This window comes from Vannielia sp., assembly GCF_029212645.1.
Lineage (GTDB): Bacteria > Pseudomonadota > Alphaproteobacteria > Rhodobacterales > Rhodobacteraceae > Vannielia.
The window spans coordinates 5962-28682 of sequence record NZ_JARGND010000015.1 but is presented as its reverse complement, the minus strand read 5'-3'; the positions used below and the strand labels follow the sequence as shown (position 1 = coordinate 28682).

Annotated in this window: 22 protein-coding genes; 12 read left to right on the top strand and 10 right to left on the bottom strand. The window is 63.1% G+C overall.

Annotation, left to right across the window (positions count from 1 at the left end; genetic code table 11):
* Positions 1 to 8 precede the first annotated feature (8 nt).
* From P1U55_RS06980 to P1U55_RS06970, 3 genes are all read left to right on the top strand, one after another.
* Positions 9 to 473 (top strand): hypothetical protein, encoded by a 465-nt coding sequence (locus P1U55_RS06980; RefSeq protein ID WP_301046814.1) that lies wholly within the window; start codon positions 9 to 11, stop codon positions 471 to 473.
* The gene (locus tag P1U55_RS06975; RefSeq protein ID WP_301046813.1) at positions 460 to 1383 is read left to right on the top strand and encodes a cupin domain-containing protein; all 924 of its coding nucleotides are present in this window, start codon (positions 460 to 462) and stop codon (positions 1381 to 1383) included. Before P1U55_RS06980 ends, P1U55_RS06975 begins: the two co-directional genes overlap by 14 nt.
* 130 nt (positions 1384 to 1513) lie before the next feature.
* The gene (locus P1U55_RS06970; RefSeq protein WP_301046812.1) at positions 1514 to 3715 is read left to right on the top strand and encodes a 3-hydroxyacyl-CoA dehydrogenase NAD-binding domain-containing protein; all 2202 of its coding nucleotides are present in this window, start codon (positions 1514 to 1516) and stop codon (positions 3713 to 3715) included.
* A gap of 321 nt (positions 3716 to 4036) precedes the next feature.
* On the opposite strand, the gene P1U55_RS06965 is transcribed toward P1U55_RS06970, so the two are convergent.
* The gene (locus P1U55_RS06965; protein ID WP_301046811.1) at positions 4037 to 4726 is read right to left on the bottom strand and encodes a Hint domain-containing protein; all 690 of its coding nucleotides are present in this window, start codon (positions 4724 to 4726) and stop codon (positions 4037 to 4039) included.
* A gap of 201 nt (positions 4727 to 4927) precedes the next feature.
* Positions 4928 to 5581: a sulfotransferase family 2 domain-containing protein gene (locus P1U55_RS06960; RefSeq protein WP_301046810.1), complete on the bottom strand. Its 654-nt coding sequence runs from the start codon at positions 5579 to 5581 to the stop codon at positions 4928 to 4930.
* 101 nt (positions 5582 to 5682) lie between these two features.
* Here P1U55_RS06960 and P1U55_RS06955 point away from each other — a divergent pair, with 101 nt between their 5' ends.
* Both P1U55_RS06955 and P1U55_RS06950 read left to right on the top strand, forming a co-directional pair.
* Positions 5683 to 7332 (top strand): AMP-binding protein, encoded by a 1650-nt coding sequence (locus tag P1U55_RS06955; protein ID WP_301046852.1) that lies wholly within the window; start codon positions 5683 to 5685, stop codon positions 7330 to 7332.
* A 122-nt stretch (positions 7333 to 7454) separates the two neighbouring features.
* On the top strand, positions 7455 to 7946 hold the full coding sequence (locus P1U55_RS06950; RefSeq protein ID WP_301046809.1) for a hypothetical protein: 492 nt from the start codon (positions 7455 to 7457) through the stop codon (positions 7944 to 7946).
* Positions 7947 to 8076: 130 nt separating this feature from the next.
* Here P1U55_RS06950 and P1U55_RS06945 read toward each other — a convergent pair whose 3' ends face one another.
* The 3 genes from P1U55_RS06945 to P1U55_RS06935 form a co-directional block, all read right to left on the bottom strand.
* Complete coding sequence (locus P1U55_RS06945) at positions 8077 to 8787, bottom strand: NYN domain-containing protein (protein ID WP_301046808.1); 711 nt, start codon at positions 8785 to 8787, stop codon at positions 8077 to 8079.
* Positions 8788 to 8947: 160 nt separating this feature from the next.
* On the bottom strand, positions 8948 to 9265 hold the full coding sequence (locus tag P1U55_RS06940; RefSeq protein WP_301046807.1) for a hypothetical protein: 318 nt from the start codon (positions 9263 to 9265) through the stop codon (positions 8948 to 8950).
* 97 nt (positions 9266 to 9362) lie between these two features.
* Complete coding sequence (locus P1U55_RS06935; protein WP_301046806.1) at positions 9363 to 10493, bottom strand: S-(hydroxymethyl)glutathione dehydrogenase/class III alcohol dehydrogenase; 1131 nt, start codon at positions 10491 to 10493, stop codon at positions 9363 to 9365.
* Positions 10494 to 10578: 85 nt separating this feature from the next.
* Here P1U55_RS06935 and P1U55_RS06930 point away from each other — a divergent pair, with 85 nt between their 5' ends.
* The 4 genes from P1U55_RS06930 to P1U55_RS06915 all read left to right on the top strand — a co-directional run bounded on the left by P1U55_RS06930 (position 10579) and on the right by P1U55_RS06915 (position 14143).
* Positions 10579 to 10887 carry an I78 family peptidase inhibitor gene (locus tag P1U55_RS06930; RefSeq protein WP_301046805.1) on the top strand — a complete coding sequence of 103 codons (309 nt, stop codon included), beginning with the start codon at positions 10579 to 10581 and terminating at the stop codon, positions 10885 to 10887.
* Positions 10888 to 10986: 99 nt separating this feature from the next.
* The gene (locus tag P1U55_RS06925; protein WP_301046804.1) at positions 10987 to 12678 is read left to right on the top strand and encodes a DNA polymerase Y family protein; all 1692 of its coding nucleotides are present in this window, start codon (positions 10987 to 10989) and stop codon (positions 12676 to 12678) included.
* A gap of 242 nt (positions 12679 to 12920) precedes the next feature.
* On the top strand, positions 12921 to 13265 hold the full coding sequence (locus P1U55_RS06920; RefSeq protein WP_301046803.1) for a DUF2794 domain-containing protein: 345 nt from the start codon (positions 12921 to 12923) through the stop codon (positions 13263 to 13265).
* A gap of 62 nt (positions 13266 to 13327) precedes the next feature.
* Positions 13328 to 14143: a M90 family metallopeptidase gene (locus P1U55_RS06915; protein ID WP_301046802.1), complete on the top strand. Its 816-nt coding sequence runs from the start codon at positions 13328 to 13330 to the stop codon at positions 14141 to 14143.
* Here the strand turns inward: P1U55_RS06915 and P1U55_RS06910 are convergent.
* The 3 genes from P1U55_RS06910 to P1U55_RS06900 all read right to left on the bottom strand — a co-directional run bounded on the left by P1U55_RS06910 (position 14140) and on the right by P1U55_RS06900 (position 16872).
* On the bottom strand, positions 14140 to 14964 hold the full coding sequence (locus tag P1U55_RS06910) for an NlpC/P60 family protein (RefSeq protein WP_301046851.1): 825 nt from the start codon (positions 14962 to 14964) through the stop codon (positions 14140 to 14142). The genes P1U55_RS06915 and P1U55_RS06910 overlap by 4 nt on opposite strands.
* Positions 14965 to 14966: 2 nt before the next feature.
* The gene (locus P1U55_RS06905) at positions 14967 to 16373 is read right to left on the bottom strand and encodes a M17 family metallopeptidase (protein ID WP_301046801.1); all 1407 of its coding nucleotides are present in this window, start codon (positions 16371 to 16373) and stop codon (positions 14967 to 14969) included.
* A gap of 118 nt (positions 16374 to 16491) precedes the next feature.
* Complete coding sequence (locus P1U55_RS06900) at positions 16492 to 16872, bottom strand: hypothetical protein (RefSeq protein WP_301046800.1); 381 nt, start codon at positions 16870 to 16872, stop codon at positions 16492 to 16494.
* Between the two features lie 150 nt (positions 16873 to 17022).
* On the opposite strand from P1U55_RS06900, the gene P1U55_RS06895 reads away from it, so the two are divergent.
* Both P1U55_RS06895 and P1U55_RS06890 read left to right on the top strand, forming a co-directional pair.
* Positions 17023 to 17676, top strand: a complete 654-nt coding sequence (locus P1U55_RS06895; protein WP_301046799.1) for a carbonic anhydrase — start codon at positions 17023 to 17025, stop codon at positions 17674 to 17676.
* A 59-nt stretch (positions 17677 to 17735) separates the two neighbouring features.
* Positions 17736 to 18185, top strand: coding sequence for a hypothetical protein (locus tag P1U55_RS06890; RefSeq protein ID WP_301046798.1), 450 nt, complete (start codon positions 17736 to 17738; stop codon positions 18183 to 18185).
* An 84-nt stretch (positions 18186 to 18269) separates the two neighbouring features.
* On the opposite strand, the gene P1U55_RS06885 is transcribed toward P1U55_RS06890, so the two are convergent.
* Together P1U55_RS06885 and P1U55_RS06880 are read right to left on the bottom strand one after the other, a co-directional pair.
* Positions 18270 to 19928 carry a mucoidy inhibitor MuiA family protein gene (locus tag P1U55_RS06885; RefSeq protein WP_301046797.1) on the bottom strand — a complete coding sequence of 553 codons (1659 nt, stop codon included), beginning with the start codon at positions 19926 to 19928 and terminating at the stop codon, positions 18270 to 18272.
* Positions 19929 to 20095: 167 nt separating this feature from the next.
* On the bottom strand, positions 20096 to 21118 hold the full coding sequence (locus P1U55_RS06880; protein ID WP_301046796.1) for an aspartate-semialdehyde dehydrogenase: 1023 nt from the start codon (positions 21116 to 21118) through the stop codon (positions 20096 to 20098).
* A gap of 170 nt (positions 21119 to 21288) precedes the next feature.
* Between P1U55_RS06880 and P1U55_RS06875 the strand changes: the two genes are divergently transcribed.
* On the top strand, positions 21289 to 22668 hold the full coding sequence (locus P1U55_RS06875) for a phosphomannomutase (protein WP_301046795.1): 1380 nt from the start codon (positions 21289 to 21291) through the stop codon (positions 22666 to 22668).
* The last annotated feature ends 53 nt before the right edge of the window (positions 22669 to 22721 follow it).

The window sequence follows — 22721 nt, the reverse complement described above, 5'->3', positions numbered from 1 at the left end:
GCCACAAGATGGACAGGAGCCCCGAAACTGCCCGCGCGATCCACCAGTCCCTGCTCGACAGGTCTGGTGAAGCCTATCGCACGGGCAGTTTTGAGCTGTTCGCTCCATGTTTTGCCTTGCCGACAGAGGTGCATACCTTTGAAGCCACGCGCAAGATCACGAATGAGGCCGAGCTGGAGGCGCTGTTTGACGATACCCTGAACGTGCTCACGAAGGCGGGGGCGCAGCTTATACGGATCGCAACCGAGGCCCTGTTTGCCGACGAAAACACCATCAAGGCCACTCATTCGTCCCGTTTGGTGATTGGGGATCGGCTGCTGGCCGGCCCCTTCCCGATTTTCTTCCTGGTGAAGCGCTCGCAGGGCGCCTGGCGGTTGGCCGCAAGCCAATATGCAGTGGATCGCCCCACCAGCTTTGCCGAAGCTTTGAGCGGTGTGCCGACGCAAAAAGGCAAGCAGAATGCCCCTGATTGATCCCGCAGATGCGCCCCGCGAGGCAGGCAACCATGAGCGCCTCGGCGGCTATGAGCGGCTGCACCTCGGTGCGGCGGGCGGGATTGGTCAGTTTGGCGTGGTCCTTGAGATGCTGCCCCCCGGTGCCGCCTCCTCTGATCGCCACTGGCATGAGGCAGAGGATGAGTTTTTGTGGGTGCTCGAAGGTGAGGCCACCGTGGTTGAAGACAGCGGCGAGCGCCCGTTGCAGCCCGGAGATTGCATGGCCTGGCCCGCCGGAGTGCCCAATGCCCACAGGGTTGAAAACCGCTGCGACACGCCGCTGCGCTTTCTGGTCGCCGGGTGGCGGGCCCTGCACGATGTTGTCCACTACCCCGACCGTGGGGTGCGGGCGGTGGTGCAGGGCGATGAGCGGCGCGAAGAGCCTGCCAGCTATGCGCAAGCTCCCGGTGTCACCTCGGGCTATATCGACCGGGCGGCCTGCCCGATGAAAACCGGCTCGATCTACCCTGCGCCCTACGGTGCCATGATGGCGGGGCGCTCTTCTCTACGGCTTGGTCAGGCAGGCGGGCTTAGCCAGTTCGGGGCCAATCTGGTGCTGCTGGAACCGGGCGCAAAATCTTCGCTGCGCCACTGGCACGAGCACGAAGATGAGTTTGCCATGGTGGTGAAGGGCACGCCCACTCTGGTCGAAAACGACGGCCCCCACCCCACCGCGCCCGGCAGCTTTGCCGGCTTTCCGGCGGGCGTGGAGAATGGCCACCACTTTATCAACGACAGCGACAGCCTCGCCGGGTTTCTGGTGCTTGGCTCCAGAATGAACCCCGAGCGCGCCTTTTACAGCGACATTGATCTAGCGGTGGCGCTCAAGGATGGCGGAGCCACTTTCACCACCCACAATGGCCTGCCCTACGAGGAGCCGGTCGCATGACGCATTCCGCGCTACCACACAGCCATCGCGGCAACGATATCACAACGAAGAGGGCCAGCGCCCGCTTCATCCCGCATACACGCGGCCATCACGCATGGACGCAACGACAGCCCCATGAGGAGGGAAGATCATGACCGAATTCACCATGGCAACCGACGCCGATGGCGTCGCCACCATCACCTGGGACACCCCCGGAAAATCCATGAACGTGATGAGCCTTGAGGGCTTTTCCGAGCTTGACGGCCTGATTGACAAGGCCTTGGCCGATGACGCCGTGAAGGGCGTGATCGTGACCTCGGGCAAGGAGGGCTCCTTTGCCGGGGGCATGGACCTCAACATCATCGCCAAGATGAAGGACAGCGTCGGCGACAACCCCGCCAAGGGCCTGTTTGACGGCGTCATGGCAACCCACAAGATCCTGCGCAAGATCGAGCGCGGCGGCATGGATGCCAAAAACAAGGGTGGCAAGCCGATTTGCGCCGCCCTGCCCGGCACCGCGCTGGGCATCGGCCTTGAGATTCCGCTGGCCTGCCATCACATCATCGCCGCCGACAACCCCAAGGCCAAGATCGGCCTGCCCGAGATCATGGTTGGCATTTTCCCCGGCATGGGCGGCACCACGCGGCTCAGCTGGAAGATGGGGGCCATGGCCGCCTCGCCGCTGCTGCTGGAAGGCAAGCTGAACAATCCCAAGCGGGCCAAATCGGCGGGCGTGGTTGATGAGGTTGTCGCCCCCGAAGAGCTGCTCGCCAAGGCCAAGGAATGGGTTCTGAGCGAGCCAAAGATCGTGAAGCCCTGGGACGAGAAGGGCTATAAAATCCCCGGCGGAGCGCCCTATCACCCGGCTGGCTTCATGACCTTCGTCGGCGCCAACGCAATGGTCAACGGCAAGACCAAAGGCGTTTTCCCGGCGGCCAAGGCGCTGCTTTCGGCGGTTTACGAGGGGATGCAGGTTCCGTTTGACACCGCCCTCAAGATCGAAGCGCGCTGGTTTACCAATGTGCTGATGAACCCGTCGAGCACCGCGATGATCCGCTCGCTCTTCATCAACAAGGAAGCCCTGGAAAAGGGTGCGAACCGCCCGGATGTGCCGGACCAGAAGGTCAAGAAACTCGGCGTGATCGGCGCAGGCATGATGGGTGCCGGGATTGCGCTGGTTTCGGCGCAGGCGGGCATCGAAGTGGTGCTGATTGATCAGAAACAAGAAGCCGCCGACCGCGGCAAAGCCTATTCCGAAAGCTACATGGATAAGGGCATCGCCCGCAAAAAAGCGACACCGGAGAAGAAAGAACAGCTCCTGAACCGCATCACCGCCACCACCGATTACGCCGCCCTCGCCGGAGCGGACCTGATCATTGAGGCGGTGTTTGAGGATGTCGGCGTGAAGGCGGCCGTCACCAAGGAGGTGCTCGCCGCTGTTGGCCCCGATTGCATCTTTGCCACCAACACCTCGACCCTGCCGATCACCGAGCTGGCCAAGGCGGCAGACAATGCCGAGCAGTTCATCGGCATTCACTTCTTCTCGCCAGTCGAAAAGATGCTGCTGGTCGAAATCATCAAGGGCAAGCAAACCGGGGATCGCGCGGTGGCCAAGGCGCTCGACTTCGTGCGCCAGATCCGCAAAACGCCGATCGTGGTGAACGATGCGCGATTCTTCTACGCCAACCGCTGCATCATCCCCTACATCAACGAGGGTATCCGGCTGGTGAAAGAGGGCGTGGAGCCTACGCTGGTGGAGAACGCCGCCAAGCTGCTCGGCATGCCGCTTGGCCCGCTGCAACTGGTTGACGAAACCTCGATCGACCTGGGCGTGAAGATCGCCAAGGCCACCCGCGCCGCAATGGGGGATGACTACCCCGATGGCGAGGTGGATGAGGTGCTGTTCTGGATGGCCGATGAGGGCCGTTTGGGGCGCAAAACCTCGGCGGGCTTTTATGCCTACGATGAAAAGGGCAAGCGCCAGGGGCTCTGGGACGGGCTGGAGGCTAGGTATCCGGTTTCCGACGCGCAACCAGAGCTGAGTGAGGTGCAGCACCGCTTGCTGTTTGCTCAGGTGCTGGAGGCCGTGCGCGCGCTTGAGGAAGGCGTGCTGGAAGACATCCGCGAAGGCGATGTGGGCGCAATCCTTGGCTGGGGCTTTGCACCGTGGTCCGGCGGGCCGTTCGGCTGGCTCGACATTTTGGGCGCCGAACGCGCGGTTGAGCTGACAGAAGCCTTGGCCAAAAAACACGGCGCCCGCTTCGCCACCCCCGATCTGCTGCGGGAAATCGCGGCCTCGGGCGGTGGGTTTTATGACCGGTTCGGCACCGGATCAGACGCCAAGGCGGCCTGACCAACCATGGGTTTCACCCACCCTACGGGCTGCCTCGTAGGGTGGGTACCAACCCACCATTTGCGCCTTTTTGCACCTGTTTTCTCTGCCACCGCATCGCTGTGAAGCGCAGCGGGGTTTTCTATTTTTGAGGGATGTCATCGGGGAGGGGCAGCGTGAGCTTCCGGGGGAGGGCCGGAGCGTTGGCGGGCTGTCACCGCCCGAAGGGTGGCGGCGCCTCTCGTTTCTGCCGGGGAGAGATGCACGCCCATGTGGCCAAGCCAGATGCGATGAATGCGCTCTGCCTGCACATCCTCGCGGGTGATGGTCGTCTCGTCCGGTTCAGGCGGCGTAGATGCGTGCGCCCATCGCGGTGGTCGGAGCATCCTGCACCGCCTGCTCGGCCACGATGCAGGTGGCCAGCATCCGGGCATCTCTGAGCGTCAACACATGGTAGGGGCTGGCGGCGTCAAACTCGTCGGCCAGCAGCGCGGCCATGCCAATCGGCTCGCCGGCAGCGCCGGTGGGGCAAAAGATGAGCGCCGAGCCTTCGACGAAGATCACCTGATCCTCTTCAAAGCTGATCGACACAACCTCAACCTCGTTCTGCGGGCAGACCCGCTCGACACCGGGCATCTCGGTGAGGGCGAGCGCGGGCATCAGGGCGAAAGGGTCGTTGTAAATGTCCTCGGCGGCGTCGCTTTCGATCACCACGGTCTCTTCGGGCATCAACACCAGATCGCGGCGGTTACCCATGAGCCCGGCGGGCACGCGGATCGGCCACATGGCGCGGGGACAGGCACCTGCTTCACCGTTCCAAAGGCGGGCGCGGCTCATCCCGGTGACGCGTTGCAGGCCGCCATCAAAGGTCATCACTTCGTCGCCGACCGTGAGCGCCTCAACCGGGCGCCAGCCCATCGAGGTTGCGATCAGCGTGCCTGCCACAATCCCGTGCCCGGCACCGCGGGCCTCGGTGCCCGAAGGGTAGCCCTCGAAGGCGGACGTGGTGAAGTCGTTTGTTTTCCATCCCATGAACATTTTGACCATCCCGTTTTTGCGAAACCATTTGGCAGCTGCGGTTTCGGTGTCAGCACAATCAGTGGAAGTGATTCCCGTGCCGCGACTTCGGCCCGAAGGGGGCCAAAATGGGGCAGTGTTTCCGGTTAAGAGACAGTTAACCGTAATCGGGAAATTTGCGGCCTATGTGACTGGCAAATCAGAGTGGCAATGTGATTATTCTTCGAAGCTGTAGCCGAAACGGGCGATGTCTCTGGCGGCGAACTTGGCCACAGACTCGCGCGATTCCCTTGTGTAATAGGTGCGCCAATCCTGCGCGCGGTCGCTTTGGTTTTCGCGCGGCAGGGGCAGGAGCGGGTAGCCGAGGTGGGCTTCAAGCGGCGCGATATCCTCGGCCAAATTCTCCAGACGGATGAACGACGAGCAATGCTCTACACCCGAGGGGAGAGTAACGTAGCTGCCATAATCTGCCGCGCTGAAGCTTTTGACGGTGCGAGGATGTGTCACGAAAGTGCCGAAATCCGACGCTTTGGCGAGGGCCACGGCGGGGTGATGAAAGCCCTGCCCGCGCAACCAGTGATAATAGCTGACCATCCTGTCCCAGGGGTTGCGCACGAGGGTGAAGGTAAACAGGCGGCGCATTTCCACCTCCTCGACAAGCCCCGGAAGATCAACCAGGCGCGTGTGCTTCCAGAGACGGCCAGCGGTGGACATGTCTTTCACCCGGTGGCGGCGTTTGCGGGCTTTCGGGGTATCGCCCAGCATCACATCATCCTTCATCGCACGGGCCTCCAGCGCTAGCGCCATAGAGGTGCCGCCGGTTTTGGGTATGTGGATGAAAAGGTAACCGCGCCCGCGTGAAAGGATCATGCGGCGATCCTAAGGCGTGAGGTTGTGGTGCGCAAATTCTTGAATGCCCGGCGCGTCTGCCTATGCTGCAAGTTCAAAGCGTTGCACGGGAGGGCTATTGCATGGGCTGGATGTCGGACGAAAGCGGGTTGGGCAAATGCCGCGCCAACTACACGGCGCTCACACCATTGAGCCATCTGGCGCGGGCGGCGCGGGTGTTTCCCGAACGCGAGGCGTTGGTATATGGCACCACCCGGCGGACTTACGGCGAATATCATGCACGGGTCAGTCGGCTTGCCTCGGCGCTTGAGGCCCGTGGCGTGCGGCCCGGCGATGTGGTGGCAACCCTGCTGCTGAACACCGCGCCCCATTGCGAGGCGCATTTCGGGGTGCCCGCCTGCGGCGCTGTGCTGAACGCGATCAACGTGCGGCTCGATGTGGGCACGGTTGCCTATATCTTTGAGCATGGCGAGGCGCGGGTGGTGCTGGCGGATACCGCCTTTATCCCGCTGGCCGAAAAGGCGCTGGAGGCGATGCCCGCGGGGGTGGAGCGGCCAGAGTTGATCGAGGTGCCCGACAGCGAGGCCGGGCTGGAGGCCACCGGGCGGCACCTTACCTATGAGGCGCTGCTCGAAGACGGCCGCGAGGATGCGCCATGGATCATGCCCGAGGACGAGTGGGAGAGCATCTCGCTCAACTATACCTCCGGCACCACCGGGCGGCCCAAGGGCGTGGTCTATCACCACCGTGGGGCGTACCTCAGCACCATGGGGCAGGTGATTTCGTGGCGGCTGCAAATGCAGCCACGTTACCTGACCATTGTGCCGCTGTTTCATTGCAACAACTGGTGCCACGTCTGGATGATCCCGGCGCTTGGCGGCACGGTGGTGTGCAACCGCGATGTAACCGCCAAGGCGATCTATGATGCGGTGGCCGATGAGGGGGTCACCCATTTTGGCGGCGCGCCCATTGTGCTGGGCCTCCTGGTGAACGCCCCTGAGGCAGAGCGGCGCAGCTTTGATCACACGGTTGAGGTGTTTACCGCCGGAGCCCCGCCCGCCGCCGCGATCCTCGCCGCGATCGAGCCTTTGGGCTTTAACATCACCCAGGTTTACGGGCTGACCGAAACCTACGGCCCCATCACCGAATGCCTGTGGGACAGCGCCCGCTGGGATGGGCTGGCGCAAAAGGAACGCGCCGCGATCAAGGCCCGCACCGGGGTGCTGATGCCCACCGCCGAAGAGGTTACCGTGGTGGATGATTACTGCGCCCAATCCCCGATGGACGCCGACACGCCGGGTGAGGTTGTGATGCGCGGCAATATGGTGATGAAGGGCTACCTGAAGAACCCCGAGGCCAGTGAGCACGCCTTTCGGGGCGGGTATTTCCACTCCGAAGACATCGCCATTCAGCACCCGGATGGCTACATCCAGATCACCGACCGCGCCAAGGATATCATTATCTCGGGTGGTGAGAATGTAAGCTCGGTCGAGGTGGAAGGCGTGCTGATGCACCACCCGGCGGTGGCACTATGCGCGGTGGTGGCCAAGCCCGATGAAAAGTGGGGCGAGGTGCCCTGCGCCTTTGTTGAGCTGAAGCCCGGCGCAGAGGTGAGCGAGGCAGAGCTGATCGCCCATTGCCGGGGCGAGCTGGCTGGTTTCAAGACGCCGAAGCATGTGGTGTTTCACGAGCTGCCCAAAACGCCGACGGGCAAGATCCAGAAGTTTGAGCTGCGCCGCCATGCAAAAGAATGGGACCCGCTGGAGAATTAGCGGCCGGAGGGAGTGTTTTGCCAGATTTGACGGATAATTGCCTCTAGGTAAGGCGCGGCCTGTGATATGGGTGCCTTGGTATTCGAATGGGCGAATAGCAAGGCAACAGAGGGAATAGAGGTATGTTGGCTCGACAATATTCAATTTTGGAAGTGAAGAAGCTCCTTGAAGAATGTGAGGGGGAAGGTCCGGGCACCGGCGGCCATGCGATTGCCACCCATGGGCACCATCGCGTTGCGGTTACGGACCGAAACAAGCCCAATGATTCTGCGTTCCAGAAGGAAGTCCAGATCTTCGGGAAAACGCTGGTTACTCCGGGCGCCAACGGTGGCCCGTCCACGCCCGTACCGCCGATGGATCAGGCGATGGTCGTCGCCTTCGGCCTGAACTCGATCAAGGGACAGCAGAAACTGCACCAACTGGATGGAAGACCGAATACCGGCACCCATGGAACCGCGATCGTCACCGAGATGCAGGGGATCGAGAGCAGACTCCCGGAACTGCGGATCGGTCAGGGGCCGGTCGAGAGCGCCGGAACCTTGCCCAAGATCAAGATCGAAATCTTCAAGATCGACGGCAAGCTGCACATTCACACGGCTTACGCAACGGGTTGAGGCGTAGAGGCTGAGGCAAGGCGTTCAGGCGGCCCACCTGTGGCGCCGCTTGCGATTTGGCGCGGGCGCGCGCTCTGCTGCGCCCGTTCGATCAGCCCCTCGGGATGCGCCTGATGGCGCAGCGCTCTGATCAATCCACCCGGCGCACCTGAAGCTGGTTGCCCGAGCCACGGCGGGTTTCAAAAACCGGGATTTTGCCGACCAGATCAGAGAACTTGCGAAAGCCGTAGCTGCGCACGTCAAAATCCGGATTGGCGGTGGTGACCTGCTGGCCAAGCGGGCCGAGGGCATACCAATCATCCTCGGTTTCCAGTGCATCCATGGCGCGGAAAATCAGATCGCGCGCGTCGTTCAGGTTGTCGCCTCCCTTGGGCGCTTCTTTCTTTTGCGGCGCGCCTTCGAGGTTTTCAAGGAAGATGAAGCGCTTGCAGGCCTTGCGGAAAGCTTCGGGGGTTTTTTGTGCGCCGATGCCATACACATCAAGGCCCTGCTCGCGGATGCGGCTGGCCAGACGGGTGAAATCGCTATCGCTGCTCACAAGGATGAAGCCATCAAACCGGCCCGAGTGCAAAAGGTCCATCGCGTCAATCACCAGTGCGATATCGGAGGCGTTCTTGCCCACGGTATTGGCAGGCTGGTGGTGCGGCACGAGGCCAAATTCGGCCTGCACCTTGGACCAGCCATTCATCTGGCTGGAGGCGAAATCGCCGTAGACGCGCCGCACAGACGCCTCGCCCATGCCAGCGATCTCATCAAAGATCGCCTTGGCCCATTTGGGAGAGGTATTGTCGGCGTCGATCAGGACGGCGAGAAGTTTTGGGGTGTTATTGTTCTTTTCCATGTCTTTCACCTAGTGGCTTTGGTGGCGATTGCAAAGTGGTGAGCAGGCACAGGGCTGCGGCCAGCGGTTCCAATACCACGCGGATGCAGCGGCACGGCCCCAAAGGCTGCACCGCCGCAAGCGGGGTAAGCCCAAAACCCCAGCCTGCCATGTCTATGCGTCAGTTTTTGGCCGGGCATGGGGCCTGTCCGGTGAGGGCCATAAGGTAGGGCTGCATCCGCTCCCCCGGCACCGGTGCAATCACCATCGCGCCACTGGTGATCGCCTCCTGGATGACCGGGCGGGCAATGACGTCACCACAGATCGACAGCCGCGCCTCCTTGCCGATATTCGCCCTGGTCAGATTGGCCACCTGCTCTGCCATTCGCGCCGAAACGCGCACCTGAAAGCCCGGCGCGTCCTGTGCCACCAGATCAACTGCCTTGATATCCCCTGCCGTCATCTCAAGGGAGCGCAGCTCAACCTGAATATCCAGCACCGTTTCGGCAGCGGCGAGGCCGGGCAGGAGCAGCAGGGCGGCAACAGGGGCATGGGGCGTCTCCTTTGGGCGCGAGCAGCGGCGTGTTCTGCCGGGCTTAGTATTCCACCACGGAGCGGATGGATTTGCCTGCGTGCATCAGCTCAAACCCCTCGTTGATGTCGTCGAGGGTGAGTTTGTGGGTGATCATCGGGTCAATCTCGATCTTGCCATCCATGTACCACTCAACAAACTTCGGCACATCGGTGCGCCCTTTCGCGCCGCCAAAGGCCGTGCCTTTCCAGACCCGCCCTGTCACCAGCTGGAAGGGCCGCGTGCTGATCTCGGCCCCCGCCGGGGCGACCCCGATGATAACACTCACACCCCAGCCGCGGTGCGAACATTCCAGCGCGTCGCGCATGACATTCACGTTGCCGGTGGCATCAAAGGAGTAATCGACGCCGCCAATCTCATCCGCGCCGCGCTTGGTGAGGTTGACCAGCTCATCCACCACCGAGCCGCTGATCTTGGAGGGGTTCACGAAGTGGGTCATGCCGAACTTGCGCGCCATCTCCTCCTTGGAGTCGTTGAGATCGACGCCGATGATCATATCGGCACCGGCCATCCGCAGGCCCTGGATCACGTTGAGGCCAATGCCGCCAAGGCCAAACACCGCCGCCGTTGCGCCAATCTCTACCCCTGCGGTGTTGATCACCGCGCCGATGCCCGTGGTGACACCGCAGCCGATGTAGCAAATCTTGTCAAACGGGGCGTCTTCCCGCACCTTTGCCAGCGCAATTTCGGGCATCACGGTGTGGTTGGCGAAGGTCGAGCAGCCCATGTAATGGTAGATCGGCGTGCCATCGAGCATGGAAAAGCGGGTGGTGCCATCAGGCATAAGCCCCTTGCCCTGGGTGCCCCGGATCGCGGTGCACAGGTTGGTCTTGCCACTAAGGCAGGAGGGGCATTCGCGGCATTCGGGGGTATAGAGCGGGATCACATGATCGCCCGGTTTCAGCGTGGTCACGCCCTCCCCCACTTCCAGCACAATGCCCGCGCCCTCATGGCCCAGGATCGACGGAAACAGCCCCTCGGGATCGTCGCCCGAGCGGGTGAATTCATCGGTGTGGCAAATACCGGTGGCCTTGATCTCCACCAGAACTTCGCCCGCCTTCGGGCCGTCCAGGTTGACCTCCATGATCTCCAAAGGTTTGCCAGCCTCCAGGGCAACTGCCGCACGCGTTTTCATTTCCGGATTCTCCCGTTAGACTCATTGGCCAGACCGTGAGGCAAGGCTTGCGGTAAATCAACCGGGTACAAGAGAGATGCGCGCGATGAAATCTGCACTACCGTTGATCCTGCTGCTGGCTGTTGCCGGCTGCCAACCAGCCTATGAAGAGGGCGGCCCGACAGATGCTGGCGCAGACCCGAGCGGCCTGCTTGAGCGTGAGCCAGACACCTGCGGCGCCTCAAACCAACAGGTTGCGGTTGGCCAACCGGCCAGCGTGATCTCAACCTTGGGGATCCGGGGCACCACCCGCACCGTGCAGCCCGGTGCGATCATCACGCAGGAATATAACCCCTCGCGGATGAACTTTTACCTTGATGGCAATGGTGTGATCACCCGCGTCAGCTGCGGCTGAGGCAAGCGGGCGGCAGAGGGCGGCGGCAGACTCGACTCTGCCGCACACCCCCTGTAGGCTGGAACATATCGTGAACAATTTAGCCGTGCCATCGCCGCCATGCCCCCTCGCCGGATCCTATCGCTCTGGTTCCCCCGGCTCGCCGCCGAGCGGGTGATCCGCGCCGAGCCGCAGCTTGGCGGCGGGGCGCTTGCGGTGGTGGGGGAGGTTGGCAACTCGGTGCTGCTGGCCTCACTCAACGGGTTGGCCGAGGAGGCCGGGCTGCGGGTGGGCCAGCCCCTGCGCGATGCCCAGGCCATGTGCCCCACGCTGGTCACCCGGCTTGCGCGGCCCCATGCCGAGGCGGGGTTTCTCACCGGGTTGCGGCGCTGGGCTGGCAAGTTTTCGCCATGGGTGGGCGAGACCGCGCCTGCCGCCCTCATGCTCGACATCACCGGCTGTGCGCATCTGTTTGGCGGCGAAGAAGGCCTGCTGGGCGAGGTGGAGGGCGAATGCGCCGGGCTGGGGCTGACCGTGCGCGCCGGGATCGCCGATACGGTCGGCGCGGCCTGGGCGCTGGCGCGGTTTGCAGGCCAGCGCGCCGAGGCGCTGCGCTCAGGCGATGCGATTGACCGGGAAGCCCGCGCCACCCGCGCCCGCGCCACCAAGCGGCGGCACTGGGAGCGCGGCGGGGCGCTGCCGCTGGCCGGGCCAGAGCCGGGCGCCGCCCCGGCCGGGCGGATCGCGCCGCCGGGGCAATCTCGTGCGGCGCTGGCCGCGCTGCCGGTGGCCGCGCTGCGCCTGTCACCGCAGGTCACACGGCAATTGTCGCGGCTGGGGCTGCGACGGATCGACGAGCTGGCATGCCAGCCCCGCGCCGCACTGGCCCGGCGGTTTGGCTCTGAACTGGTACTGCGGCTCGATCAGGCGCTGGGGGCCGCGCCTGAGCCTGTGTCCCCCGCCCGCGAGGCACCGCGCTTTGCCGTGCGCCTCACCCTCCCTGAGCCAATTGGCCTTGAGGCCGATGTTTCCGCCGGGATCGACCGGCTGCTGCCCCGGCTTGAGGAACGCCTGCGCGCCGCAGGGCACGGGGCACGGCGGCTCAGGCTTCAGGTTTTACGCTGCGATCACACCAGCCAGACGGTTGAGGTGGGCCTTGCCCGCCCCTCGGCAGACCCCGAGCGCCTGCGCCCGCTTCTGGCGATGAAGCTGGGCGAGGTGGAGGCCGGAGAGGGCATCGACACGCTGCGCCTTGAGGCCCATGTCACCGAGCCGGTGCATGCGGTGCAACACCGCGGCCACCTGAGCGCCAGCGCCGAGGCACGCAGCCGCGCAGCCACCGATACTGCGATGGATGATCTGATCGGGCGGCTGGGCGCACGGGTGGGGCTGGAGCAGATCACCCGCCTCGCCCCCGCCGAAAGCCACATCCCCGAAAAGGCCACCCAGGTGCGCGCCGCCGCCTGGTCGGCCCCCGCAACGGACTGGCCCGAAAAGCCCCGCGCCCTGCGCCCGCTGCTGATGTTTGCGCCAGAACTTGTAAGCCCGCTGCCCCCCGAGGGCGATGCGCCTCAGCCCGCGCCCAGCGCCCTGCCTCTCGCCTTTCGTTGGCGCAACCGCGCATTCCAAACTGCCTCGGCCGCCGGGCCAGAGCGGATTGCGCCGGAATGGTGGCTGGACGATCCCGACTGGCGCAGCGGCCAGCGCGATTACTGGCGCGTCGAAACCCGCTGCGGGATGCGCCTGTGGCTTTACTACGCCCACGGTGGCCAGCTTTCAGCGGGGTGGTTTTGCCAGGGGCAATTCGCCTGACCCGCCCAAAAAAGCGCCCGCCGCCCAAAAGGACGACGGGCGAAAATAGCAGCCCCGGCGCGGCGGATTGGGTGGGGGCAAAAAGCCGCCCCGCCGGGGAGAGCCCTGAGGCTCGTTGCATGCAGACCATTCTGAGCGGTGATCGCGGCACGCAGAGGAAAGGACCGCGTCAGGGGCGCGGTGTCTTCGTGGCAATTTCACGACGCTTGATTTTACCGGGCCGCACCCCCAATCTAAGACCTATGAACATGCAAACGCCTACACCGTTTCCCGGACGGCGCGCAGAGGAACAGGTGGCCTTCCAACGGCCCGAGCTTTCGCTCATCCTCGGACTTTACGGTCGCTTCGTGGCGGCGGGAGAGTGGCGTGACTATGGGATTTCCCATCTGCGTGACGTGGCGATCTTTTCGATCTTCCGTCGCACAGCCGAGCAACCGATCTACCGGGTCGAGAAGCGCCCCAAACTGCGCGCCAAGCAGGGGATGTACGCGGTGATCAGCATCGACGGGCAGGTGCTGAAACGCGGCCATGATCTGCGCACCGTGCTCAGGGTGCTGGAGCGCAAGCTGATCCGCGCGGTGGAGTAACCCGCGCGGCCTTTCACGCCGTTTTGCCCGCAACCCAACGATCGTTTGTGCCGCCCATCCCCATGCCCTTCGTCATAATCCTCCTTCTCGTGGTGCTCGCCGCCGGGGCCTATGGCTACCGCCGCTGGAGCAAAGCGCGCGCCCGCGCCGCCCTGCTCGCCAGCCCGCTCACCGAGGCCGAGCGCGAGATCATCGCGCAGGAGGTGCCGATCACCCGGCGGTTGCCCGGCAAGCTGCGCGCCCAGCTTGAAGGCCGCATCAACCTGTTCCTCGATCAGATCGAATTTATCGGCTGCAACGGGCTGGACGTGACCGAGGCGATGCGCCTTTCGATTGCTGCGCAGGCCTGCCTGCTGATCGTGAACAGCGGCACCTGGTACAGGAACCTGCGCACCATCCTGATTTACCCCGGCGCCTTCAAATCGCGCCAGCAAAAGCACAACGGCTACGTGGTAACCGAGCATGAAACCGTGCGCACCGGCGAAAGCTGGGCCCGCGGCCCGGTGATCCTGTCATGGCAGCATTCCGAGCAGGGCGCGCTGGATGATAGTGATGGCCACAATGTTGTGCTGCACGAGTTTGCCCATCAGGTGGATGATCTTTCAGGCCGCGCCGATGGCGCCCCGGTGCTGGCCAAGGGCCAGAGCTTTGCAGAGTATGCGCGGGTTTTTGTGGGGGCCTATGAGCGGCATCTGCACGCTGTTCAGCACGGCCACCATACGGTGATCGACCCTTACGGCGCAGAAGGGCAGGAAGAGTTTTTTGCCGTCGCGGTCGAGCTGTTTTTTGAGCGGCCCTCAGCGCTGAAAAGCGATGAGCCCGAGGTTTATGAGCAATTGGCAGAACTGTTCCGGCTGGACCCGATAAGCTGGGGTTAAAGCCCGGCAATCCGCCGACGGCTGCGTAGCGGGCTGTCATCCCGCTCGATCCGCGCCAACGCCTCGGCGAGCGGCTCTTCGACCACCGCCATGAAATGCGCGGTCGCGTGGAGCAGCGTTTGGCTATCCTGCGCCATGGCCACGTGGCCTTTCCAGAAAAACAGATCAGCCGGGCGCACCTCATCATCCAGCGCGACCGCCGCACCAATGGTGGTTTCCTGTAGGTCGCTGTCACCGGGGCAGCCCACCCCCGCGGCCCAAAGCGCGGCCTGCACCAGCCCCGAACAATCAATCCCGCTGCCCGAATTGCCCCCCCAAAGGTAGGGCGTGCCCAAAAAGCGGCGGGCCACATCAATTGGCGGCTCACGGGCATCCAGCGTGACAAGGTGGTGATGCGGCACAAAGCCCAGCGGGGTTTGCGCAAAACGGCCTTCCTGCCCGATCACCTCCAGTCGGGTGCCGTGGGACAGCGCCATGCGCTCGCGGGTTTTGAAATTGGCCTCGGGGTAAAGATGCGTGGCACGCGCCGTAACCCGGTGGGTGGGCGAAAAGGCTGGCCCCAGTGCCTCCTCGGGCAGGTAGCCGACATAGCCATCCTTCGCCGCCTGCACATAGGCCCAGCCTGCCTGGCGCTCATAGACGACAACGCGCGCGCCCAGCAAAAGCTGGCGATCCCGCGCACCCGCCGGGGCGCTGCAAAGGTCAACCACGGCCACCGAAACGCAGGCCGCCTCGCCTTCCACATAGCGCTCCGCCTCGACCAGCCCTTTCAGGGCGGCGGCGGCAACGCGGGTGTTGGCGGCGGTGAGGCGGCGATCCATAGTCACAGGTTCAGCACCTTTGGCAGGGCGTCCAGCAGCGCCCGCGCGCCCATGCCAACCCCGCCCTTGGGCCGCCCCGGCTGTGCGTTTGGCTGCCAGCCGTAAATGTCAAAATGGGTGTAATCCGCGCCGTCGGGCACGAATCGGCGCAAGAACAGGGCCGCCGTTGTGGCCCCTGCCATGCCCCCTTTTGGCGCGTTATCAAGGTCTGCGATCCCCGGCTCGATCCGGGCTTCATAAGGCTCATGGAACGGCAAACGCCAGACCGGATCAGCCACCCGTGCTGCCGCCTCGCCGAGAGCAGAGGCCAAGGTTTCGTTTCCGGTGAAGAAGGGTGCGATATCATCGCCCACCGCCACCCGCGCCGCGCCCGTGAGCGTCGCCATCGAGATGATCATATCGGGGGCGTCCTCGCCCGCCAGGGTGAGCGCATCTGCCAGCACCAACCGCCCCTCGGCATCGGTATTGTTGATCTCAACCGTCAGGCCCTTGCGTGAGGGCAAAATATCCTGCGGGCGAAAACTGTTGCCGCTCACCGCGTTTTCAACGGCGGGCACCAGCACCCTGAGCCGCAGCTTGAGGCCAAGCGCCATGATCATCCGGGCAAGGCCCAGCACGGTTGCCGCGCCGCCCATGTCCTTTTTCATCAGCCCCATCGAGGCACCGGGCTTGAGGTTAAGCCCGCCGGTATCAAAGCACACGCCCTTGCCCACCAACGTGAGCGTTGGGCCTTCGCTGCCCCAGCGCATATCAAGCAGGCGCGGCGCCTCATCGGCGGCGCGGCCCACGGCGTGGATCATCGGAAAGTTCTGGCCGAGCAGATCGTCGCCCAGCACCGCTGAGGCCTGCGCCCCATGCTCTGCCGCCAGCGCCATGAAGGCCGCTTCCAGCGCCTCTGGCCCCATGTCCCCTGCCGGGGTGTTGATCAGATCGCGGGTGAGGAATTCACCAGCCGCAATGGCCTCCAGCCTCCTCGCGTCAACGCCCTCTGGCACCACAAGCTGCGCGGCGGCCTTGGCCTCACCAGCGTAGCGCGTGAAACGGTAGCTGCCCAGCAACCAGCCCAAAGCGGCCTCCTCAGCGGCTTCTGGCGCAAGCTCATCGGCCAAGCGGTAGCTGCCCGCGGGCAGCGTGTGCGGCAGCCCGCCTGTATCAAACCGCCGCCGATTGCGCTTTGCCTTGGGGCCAAGCCCCAAAAGCACCGCGCCGAGGCCACCGGCCAACGCCCCCTCGCCCGGCACAAGGCAGATCTTGCCCGCACCGCCTGCAAAGCCAGCCGCCTTGGCCCAGGCCTCCCCGGCCTCGCCAATGCGCGCGGCGAGACTGCCAATATCTTCGGCGAGAACAAGGTAAACGGGCACAGCCCCTTCGGATCTGGTGGAAAATTCCGGCAACTGGGTGGAATACATCGGCGCTCCCTCTGGCATTTTGGTGCCAACCTAAAGCCTCCCCCCCGGAAGGGGAAGCCGGGTGCCCCACGACCCGGCCCAAAGCAATGATTCGCACCTGCCCGCCGATACCGCCCACCTAAACAGAGAGGTCTTGCGCGTCCCACACCTCGGTCAACGAGCGGTCAGAGATGCGGCTCAACCGGGCCAGCGTGGCCGAGAGCGCAGGCAAATCGCCCGTCTTGGCCACGTAGGAAACATCCCCGGCCACGCGCGCAAGGCCGATCATGCCGATCTGCTCGGCAATCGCGATCAGGCTGCGCGAAAGCCGCGCCACCTTCTCTAGCTTGCGCTCACGGTACAGTGTATCAAGGTCCGCCAGCCGCACGGCTAGCTCCTCCATCGCGCGGCACACCACATCCTCGGCCCCCTGTTCGCCAAGCTGATAATACAGATGGCCCAGCCTGTCCGGATCAAGCCGGATATCATCAACAACGTCCAAAACGGAAACAAGCGCCATGGCTCGCACCTCCTAAATCACACCCCAAAGTTTCGCCAGACAGGGCATAGCGCCAGCAGCCTGAAAAAACCGTTAGCCCCGATGGTGGAAATCACTCGAAATTCCCGTAAATACAGCCTAATTTCGCAAGACTCCAAAAAGGCGAACCCAATGGATACTTTGACCAAGCCACTGCCCGACTATCTCGTAACCCGTTATGAGGGCTGGAAAGCCACTCGATATGAGCAGAACAAAAGCTGGTTCCGGCGGTTGGCCGATGAAGGCCAGCGCCCGCCGATGATGGTGATTTCCTGCTGTGACAGCCGGGTTAACGTGAACGATCTGTTCAGCGCTCAACCCGGTGACATTTTCCTGCACCGCAACATCGCCAACCTGGTGCCGCCCTATGAGCCCGATGGCGACCCGCACGGCACGTCAGCAGCGGTGGAATATGCCGTTTCGGTGCTGAAGGTCGCGCATCTTCTGGTGCTTGGCCATTCCAACTGCGGCGGGGTGCAGGGCTGCGCCGATATGTGCTCGGGCAAGCTGCCGGAACTGGAGGAGAAGGCCTCATTCATCGGGCGCTGGCTGGATATTCTGCGGCCCGGTTACGAGCGGGTGAAGGACATTGAGGATGAGCCGCAGCGGCTGCGCGCGCTCGAACAGCAGGCGGTGAAGGAATCACTCTCCAACCTGATCGGATTTCCGTTTGTCAAAAGCGCTGTGGAGGCCGAAGAGCTAAGCCTGCATGGCCTTTGGGTCGATATCCGAGAGGGCGCATTGCTCAACTATGATGGCAGGAAGGATGATTTCGTGCCCGTCTGAGGCCAGTTTTTCGGGTTGCGTTTACCACGAATTAACTGAGTGGTCTCAGGATCAAGGGCATGAAACAGCCTGCGATGACCCTCACCCTTCGGATGCCTCTCAAGCTCCTGAACAAGGCCAACCGCGCCGCCCGCGCGGCTGACCAAACCTTGGCGGAATTTCTCCGCCAGGCGATCCTTACCCGCCTCGATGAAGCGCCTAAGGTGCCGCCGACGGTGGTCGATAAACGCCGCGCTCTGGCGGCAGCCTTTGAAGATTCGGTCACCTGGCCGGGGCTTCAGGCGCGGCTCAGGAAACTTGGCTATGTGCTGCGTTCCCCCAAAGAGCGCGAGGGCAGCACCGCCCGCGCGCCCTTGGTGCTATGCACCTGGCCGATAGAAAAACCGCTGGTGCCGCTGGCCCGGCTTGGCCTCACCCGCGAGGACCTTACGCTGAAGTTTGCCAGCCAGTTCCCCGCCGCACGGCCCCCCAGGAAAAACAGCGCGCAAAAAGAGCAGCGCGCCGCCTGAAGCCATGCCTCATATCACCCCCGCGCCACGGGCATCCATGGCGCGGGTCGATAAATTGACGTCCCGGTGGCGGGGCATGTCAGCTCAGGGCTGCCAGTTCAACCCCGAGCCGGTGGGCCAATCAAAGGTCACATCGATGCGCACCACCTGCTTTTGCCCGGCGGCAAGCTCCATGTCCCAGGCACCAAGACCGCGCTTCTTTTCGTGGTCTTCGCGGGTTGGCCTTGGGCGGGCCTCGACATCAAGCTCCAGGTCTTCCTGCTCGGAGTAAGGCAAGGCAAAGAGCGCCGTGAGATCTACCGGCTCTGCCGAAAGGTTCTCAACGGTGAACTCCATCGCCTGTTCGCGGGTGTTGGAGCGGCTCACGATGCCCCGGTCGCCGGTATCATTGTTGAGCAGCTTCCACTCCAGCCGCAGCGCCTCAAGCGGGCCAAAGGACAGCACCTCTTCAGCGCCCGCCGGGATCAGATCAATCCCGCCGCGGCCCACGAACACCCCGTCACGGTAGATCGAGGCCTCGCCGGGCAGGATCGGCTCTGGCAGCGTGTTGCGCATCCGCGCCATCAGGAAGGCGGTGTCATCAAAGCGTGGCACGGCGGTGATTTCTTCTTCGGCGTCCAGCGTCACCGTATCGAGCGCCAGTTGCAGCCCGTCCCGGTCTCGCGGCGAAAGCGTTACCTTGCGCGGATAATCATAGCGCACCGATATACCCTCAACCTTCACCCCGGCAACGATGACCATGGGCTCTTCAAGTGCCATCCCCGCAGAATCAGCCTCGGCGTATCGCTGTGAGGCCGCAAGCGGCGGCGCGGAGGAAACCTTGGATCGCTTTTCTAGCGACGAACCAATGCTGGCTTGGTTGACCGGCGGCTCGCTGGGCACGATGCGGGCGAAGGGATCGGCGGTTGAGAGCACCAGATCAACCTCGTTCCACAGCTCGTTGGTGTATTGGAAGATCACCGCCTTGCGATCAATCTGCACCGAGGCGTCATCCCCACGCGTAAGCCGCAAATCATAATCCGCGCGCCACGCGGCTTCCCGGCTCAGGCTTTCAACCTCCAACGAAACCGTTTGCGGGTTATCAAGCTCCAGCGACACGGCCAGCATATCAATTGCACCCTGCGGCGGTATCAGCCGGGCCAGATCCGCCTCGGACTGGGCGAGCGCCTTTTTCAGAACGTCCAACTGCTCGGAAAGCCCACGAAGCGCCTCCATGGCGGTGCGCTTTTCCAACTGTGCGGCAGCGGTTTCGCTCCCGATCATCCCGGCGGCATTGCGCAGCGCCTCGGGATCAATCGCATCCAGCGCCACCCCCTTCACCGAAGCCAGAAAAGCAATGCGCGCGTCGGCGGCGGCAAGGGCCACCTGCGCCCGCTCGATCTCGTTTGACTTGCCCACAACGGCCTCGCGCGCGGCCTCGACAGAGGCTTTCGCGGCTTCTTGTTCCTCAGAATAAAGCGTTTCGGCGTCGGTCACATAGCCGTTCAGCAACTGGGTTGCGCCCAGCGCCACGCCGCTTTGGGTGCGGATTTGCGGTGGACCGTAGGCGGCCATTCTGGGCGGCACCGGGAACAACAGCCTGTGGCTGCCCGCTGGCAACTCGGCCGAAACCAGGCGGGTGATCGAGGCGCCCTCGGGGTAAACCGTGACGGCACTCACCGGCGCATCGGCGCGGAAATCATCCGCCAGCGCGGCCATTGCGGGGAGGGTTGAAAGTGCGGTTGCCAGCAAAAAACGTGTCACCAGAGGAATCCTTGTTTTGAAATGCCCTGCGCGGAGTGTGAAAGCCCCCTGCACGCTTGGCAAGCTTTGGAATATGGCACCGCATCGGGTGCCGGTTCCTGAGTATGACTCAGCAAAAAGGCCGATCCTTGGACCGGCCTTGAAGTTTTTTGCTCTGGCGGGAAAGCCTAGCCTTTTTTCAGGATCCGCTTGCCATAAAGCTCTGCAATCTGAACCGCGTTCAGCGCCGCGCCCTTGCGCAGGTTATCGCTGACGCACCAAAGGTTCAGCCCGTTGTCGATGGTGCTGTCCTGCCGGATGCGGCTGATGAAAGTCGCGTAATCGCCAACGCATTCCACCGGCGTCACATAGCCGCCATCTTCGCGCTTATCGACCACCATGATGCCCGGAGCCTCGCGCAGGATGTCGCGGGCCTCGTCCTCATCAAGGAAATCTTCGGTCTCGATATTCACCGATTCCGAGTGGCCCACAAACACCGGCACGCGCACGCAAGTGGCCGTCACCTTGATCGACTTGTCGATGATCTTCTTGGTTTCGGCGACCATCTTCCACTCTTCCTTGGTTGAGCCGTCATCAAGGAAAACGTCAATGTGCGGGATCACGTTGAAGGCGATCTCCTTGGGGTAGACGGAAGCCGCAACCTCTTGTCCCGGCACGTATTTTCCCTTGGTCTGGTTCCAAAGCTCTTCCATCGCCTCTTTGCCCGAGCCAGAGACCGACTGGTAGGTGCTCACCACCACCCGCTTGATTTTCGCGCGGTCATGCAGCGGCTTGAGGGCCACCACCATCTGCGCGGTCGAGCAGTTGGGGTTGGCGATGATCATCCGCTTGGCATAGCCCTCGATCGCATCGGGGTTCACCTCGGGCACGATCAGCGGCACGTCATGGTCGTAGCGATAGAGCGAGGAGTTATCAATCACGAGGCAACCCGCCTTGGCTGCCTTGGGAGCGTATTCCTTGGTCGCGTCTGAGCCGATGGCAAACAGCGCCATGTCCCAACCCGTGAAATCAAAGGTATCAAGGTCCTTGGTTTTCAGGGTCTTGTCGCCAAAGCTCACCTCGGTTCCGAGCGAACGGCGCGAGGCAAGTGCCACGATGTCATCCACCGGAAACTGGCGTTCGGCGAGGATGTTCAGCATTTCGTGGCCCACGTTGCCCGTGGCACCGACGACGGCGATGCGATAACCCATGCGGGATTCCTTCCTGTGTGTTTGGCGCGAGGCCATAGCCTATGGAAGCCGTATTTGAAAGGGAATTCCCCCGCAACGCCCCCCTGTATTGGCGGTTGCGGTTCACCCGCGGGTCAGGTTCATTTGCAAGTGCAGCATAAACCCCGCCCCTGTTTCGGAGACCACCCCATATGACCGACCTTTCCGCCTTCAAGGCCTATGATATTCGCGGCCAGATCGGGGTAAATCTCGATACCGACCTCGCCCATAAAATTGGCCGGGCTTTTGCCGAGGTGACGGGCTGCAAAACGGCTGTCGTGGGCCAGGATATCCGCCCCTCTTCGCCCGAGATCACCGATGCCATCGCCGAGGGGCTGATGGCGGCGGGCGTCGAGGTGCTGGATATCGGGCTTTGCGGCACCGAAGAGGTGTATTTTGCCACAACGCACCTGGAGGCCGGTGGCGGGCTGATGATTACCGCCTCCCACAACCCGATTGATTACAACGGAATCAAGATGGTCGGCCCCGGATCGCGCCCCCTGTCCGCCGAGGACGAAATGGAGCGCCTGAAGGCACTCTGTGGCGGCGCAGCTCTGCCGGATGCGGCCACCAAGGGGAGCCGCAGGAGCGTTGATTGCCGTGACGCCTACGCCGAAAAGATCGTGAGCTTTGTTGACATTTCAGCGCTCAAGCCGCTGACAATACTGGTGAATGCGGGAAATGGCGTGGCGGGGGCGCCGTTTGATGCGATTGCCGAAAAACTGGCCGCGCGCGGCGCACCGTTGAGTTTTGTGCGGATGCATCACGCGCCGGATGCCACCTTTCCCAATGGCATCCCCAACCCGCTCCTGCCCGAAAACCAGCCTGCCACCGGCACACGGGTCACGACGGAAAAGGCCGATATGGGGGTCGCGTGGGACGGCGATTTTGACCGGTGTTTCCTGTGCGACGAAACCGGCAATTTCGTGGAGGGTGAGTTTGTTGTCGGGCTGCTGGCCAAGGCCTTTCTGGTCAGCCATCCCGGCGCGAAGATCGTTCATGATACCCGCGTCGCCTTCAACTCGCGCGAGGTAATCGCCGAGGCCGGGGGCACTGCGGTGGCCTCCCCAACCGGGCATTCGCTGATCAAGGCGCTGATGCGGCGGGAGGATGCTGTTTATGGCGGCGAGATTTCGGCGCACCACTACTTTCGTGACTTCATGTATTGCGACAGCGGCATGATCCCTTGGCTGATGATCGCGCAGCTCTTGTCGAGCGAGGGCAAAAGCCTGTCGCAGATGGTGCAGCAAATGCGCGAAAACTACCCCTCCTCCGGCGAAATCAACTTTCGGCTGGCCGACACCGAGGCCGCTAAATCGGCCTTCGAGGCGACCTATGCCGCCGCCGCCAACACCCAGGATCGTCTTGATGGGCTGAGCCTTGAGTTTGATAATTGGCGGGTCAATCTGCGCTCGTCCAACACCGAGCCAGTGCTGCGTTTGAACGTTGAAACAAAGGGAAATCGCGCGCTTCTGGAGCAGAAGGTCACCGAGATTTCCGAGCTGATTGAAGCCAAAGGAAACCCCGCCTGAACGGCTGAAAAAGCCGCGCATTTTACTTGTTAAGCCGGTTTTCACGCCCGGTC

Bases quoted from the DNA above. Each gene is read 5' to 3' on its own strand.
- P1U55_RS06980 (WP_301046814.1), top strand. From the start codon at position 9: ATGGACAGGAGCCCCGAAACTGCCCGCGCGATCCACCAGTCCCTGCTC.
- P1U55_RS06975 (WP_301046813.1), top strand. From the start codon at position 460: ATGCCCCTGATTGATCCCGCAGATGCGCCCCGCGAGGCAGGCAACCAT.
- P1U55_RS06970 (WP_301046812.1), top strand. From the start codon at position 1,514: ATGACCGAATTCACCATGGCAACCGACGCCGATGGCGTCGCCACCATC.
- P1U55_RS06965 (WP_301046811.1), bottom strand. From the start codon at position 4,726: ATGGGATGGAAAACAAACGACTTCACCACGTCCGCCTTCGAGGGCTAC.
- P1U55_RS06960 (WP_301046810.1), bottom strand. From the start codon at position 5,581: ATGATCCTTTCACGCGGGCGCGGTTACCTTTTCATCCACATACCCAAA.
- P1U55_RS06955 (WP_301046852.1), top strand. From the start codon at position 5,683: ATGGGCTGGATGTCGGACGAAAGCGGGTTGGGCAAATGCCGCGCCAAC.
- P1U55_RS06950 (WP_301046809.1), top strand. From the start codon at position 7,455: ATGTTGGCTCGACAATATTCAATTTTGGAAGTGAAGAAGCTCCTTGAA.
- P1U55_RS06945 (WP_301046808.1), bottom strand. From the start codon at position 8,787: ATGGAAAAGAACAATAACACCCCAAAACTTCTCGCCGTCCTGATCGAC.
- P1U55_RS06935 (WP_301046806.1), bottom strand. From the start codon at position 10,493: ATGAAAACGCGTGCGGCAGTTGCCCTGGAGGCTGGCAAACCTTTGGAG.
- P1U55_RS06930 (WP_301046805.1), top strand. From the start codon at position 10,579: ATGAAATCTGCACTACCGTTGATCCTGCTGCTGGCTGTTGCCGGCTGC.
- P1U55_RS06925 (WP_301046804.1), top strand. From the start codon at position 10,987: ATGCCCCCTCGCCGGATCCTATCGCTCTGGTTCCCCCGGCTCGCCGCC.
- P1U55_RS06920 (WP_301046803.1), top strand. From the start codon at position 12,921: ATGAACATGCAAACGCCTACACCGTTTCCCGGACGGCGCGCAGAGGAA.
- P1U55_RS06915 (WP_301046802.1), top strand. From the start codon at position 13,328: ATGCCCTTCGTCATAATCCTCCTTCTCGTGGTGCTCGCCGCCGGGGCC.
- P1U55_RS06910 (WP_301046851.1), bottom strand. From the start codon at position 14,964: ATGGATCGCCGCCTCACCGCCGCCAACACCCGCGTTGCCGCCGCCGCC.
- P1U55_RS06905 (WP_301046801.1), bottom strand. From the start codon at position 16,373: ATGTATTCCACCCAGTTGCCGGAATTTTCCACCAGATCCGAAGGGGCT.
- P1U55_RS06900 (WP_301046800.1), bottom strand. From the start codon at position 16,872: ATGGCGCTTGTTTCCGTTTTGGACGTTGTTGATGATATCCGGCTTGAT.
- P1U55_RS06895 (WP_301046799.1), top strand. From the start codon at position 17,023: ATGGATACTTTGACCAAGCCACTGCCCGACTATCTCGTAACCCGTTAT.
- P1U55_RS06890 (WP_301046798.1), top strand. From the start codon at position 17,736: ATGAAACAGCCTGCGATGACCCTCACCCTTCGGATGCCTCTCAAGCTC.
- P1U55_RS06880 (WP_301046796.1), bottom strand. From the start codon at position 21,118: ATGGGTTATCGCATCGCCGTCGTCGGTGCCACGGGCAACGTGGGCCAC.
- P1U55_RS06875 (WP_301046795.1), top strand. From the start codon at position 21,289: ATGACCGACCTTTCCGCCTTCAAGGCCTATGATATTCGCGGCCAGATC.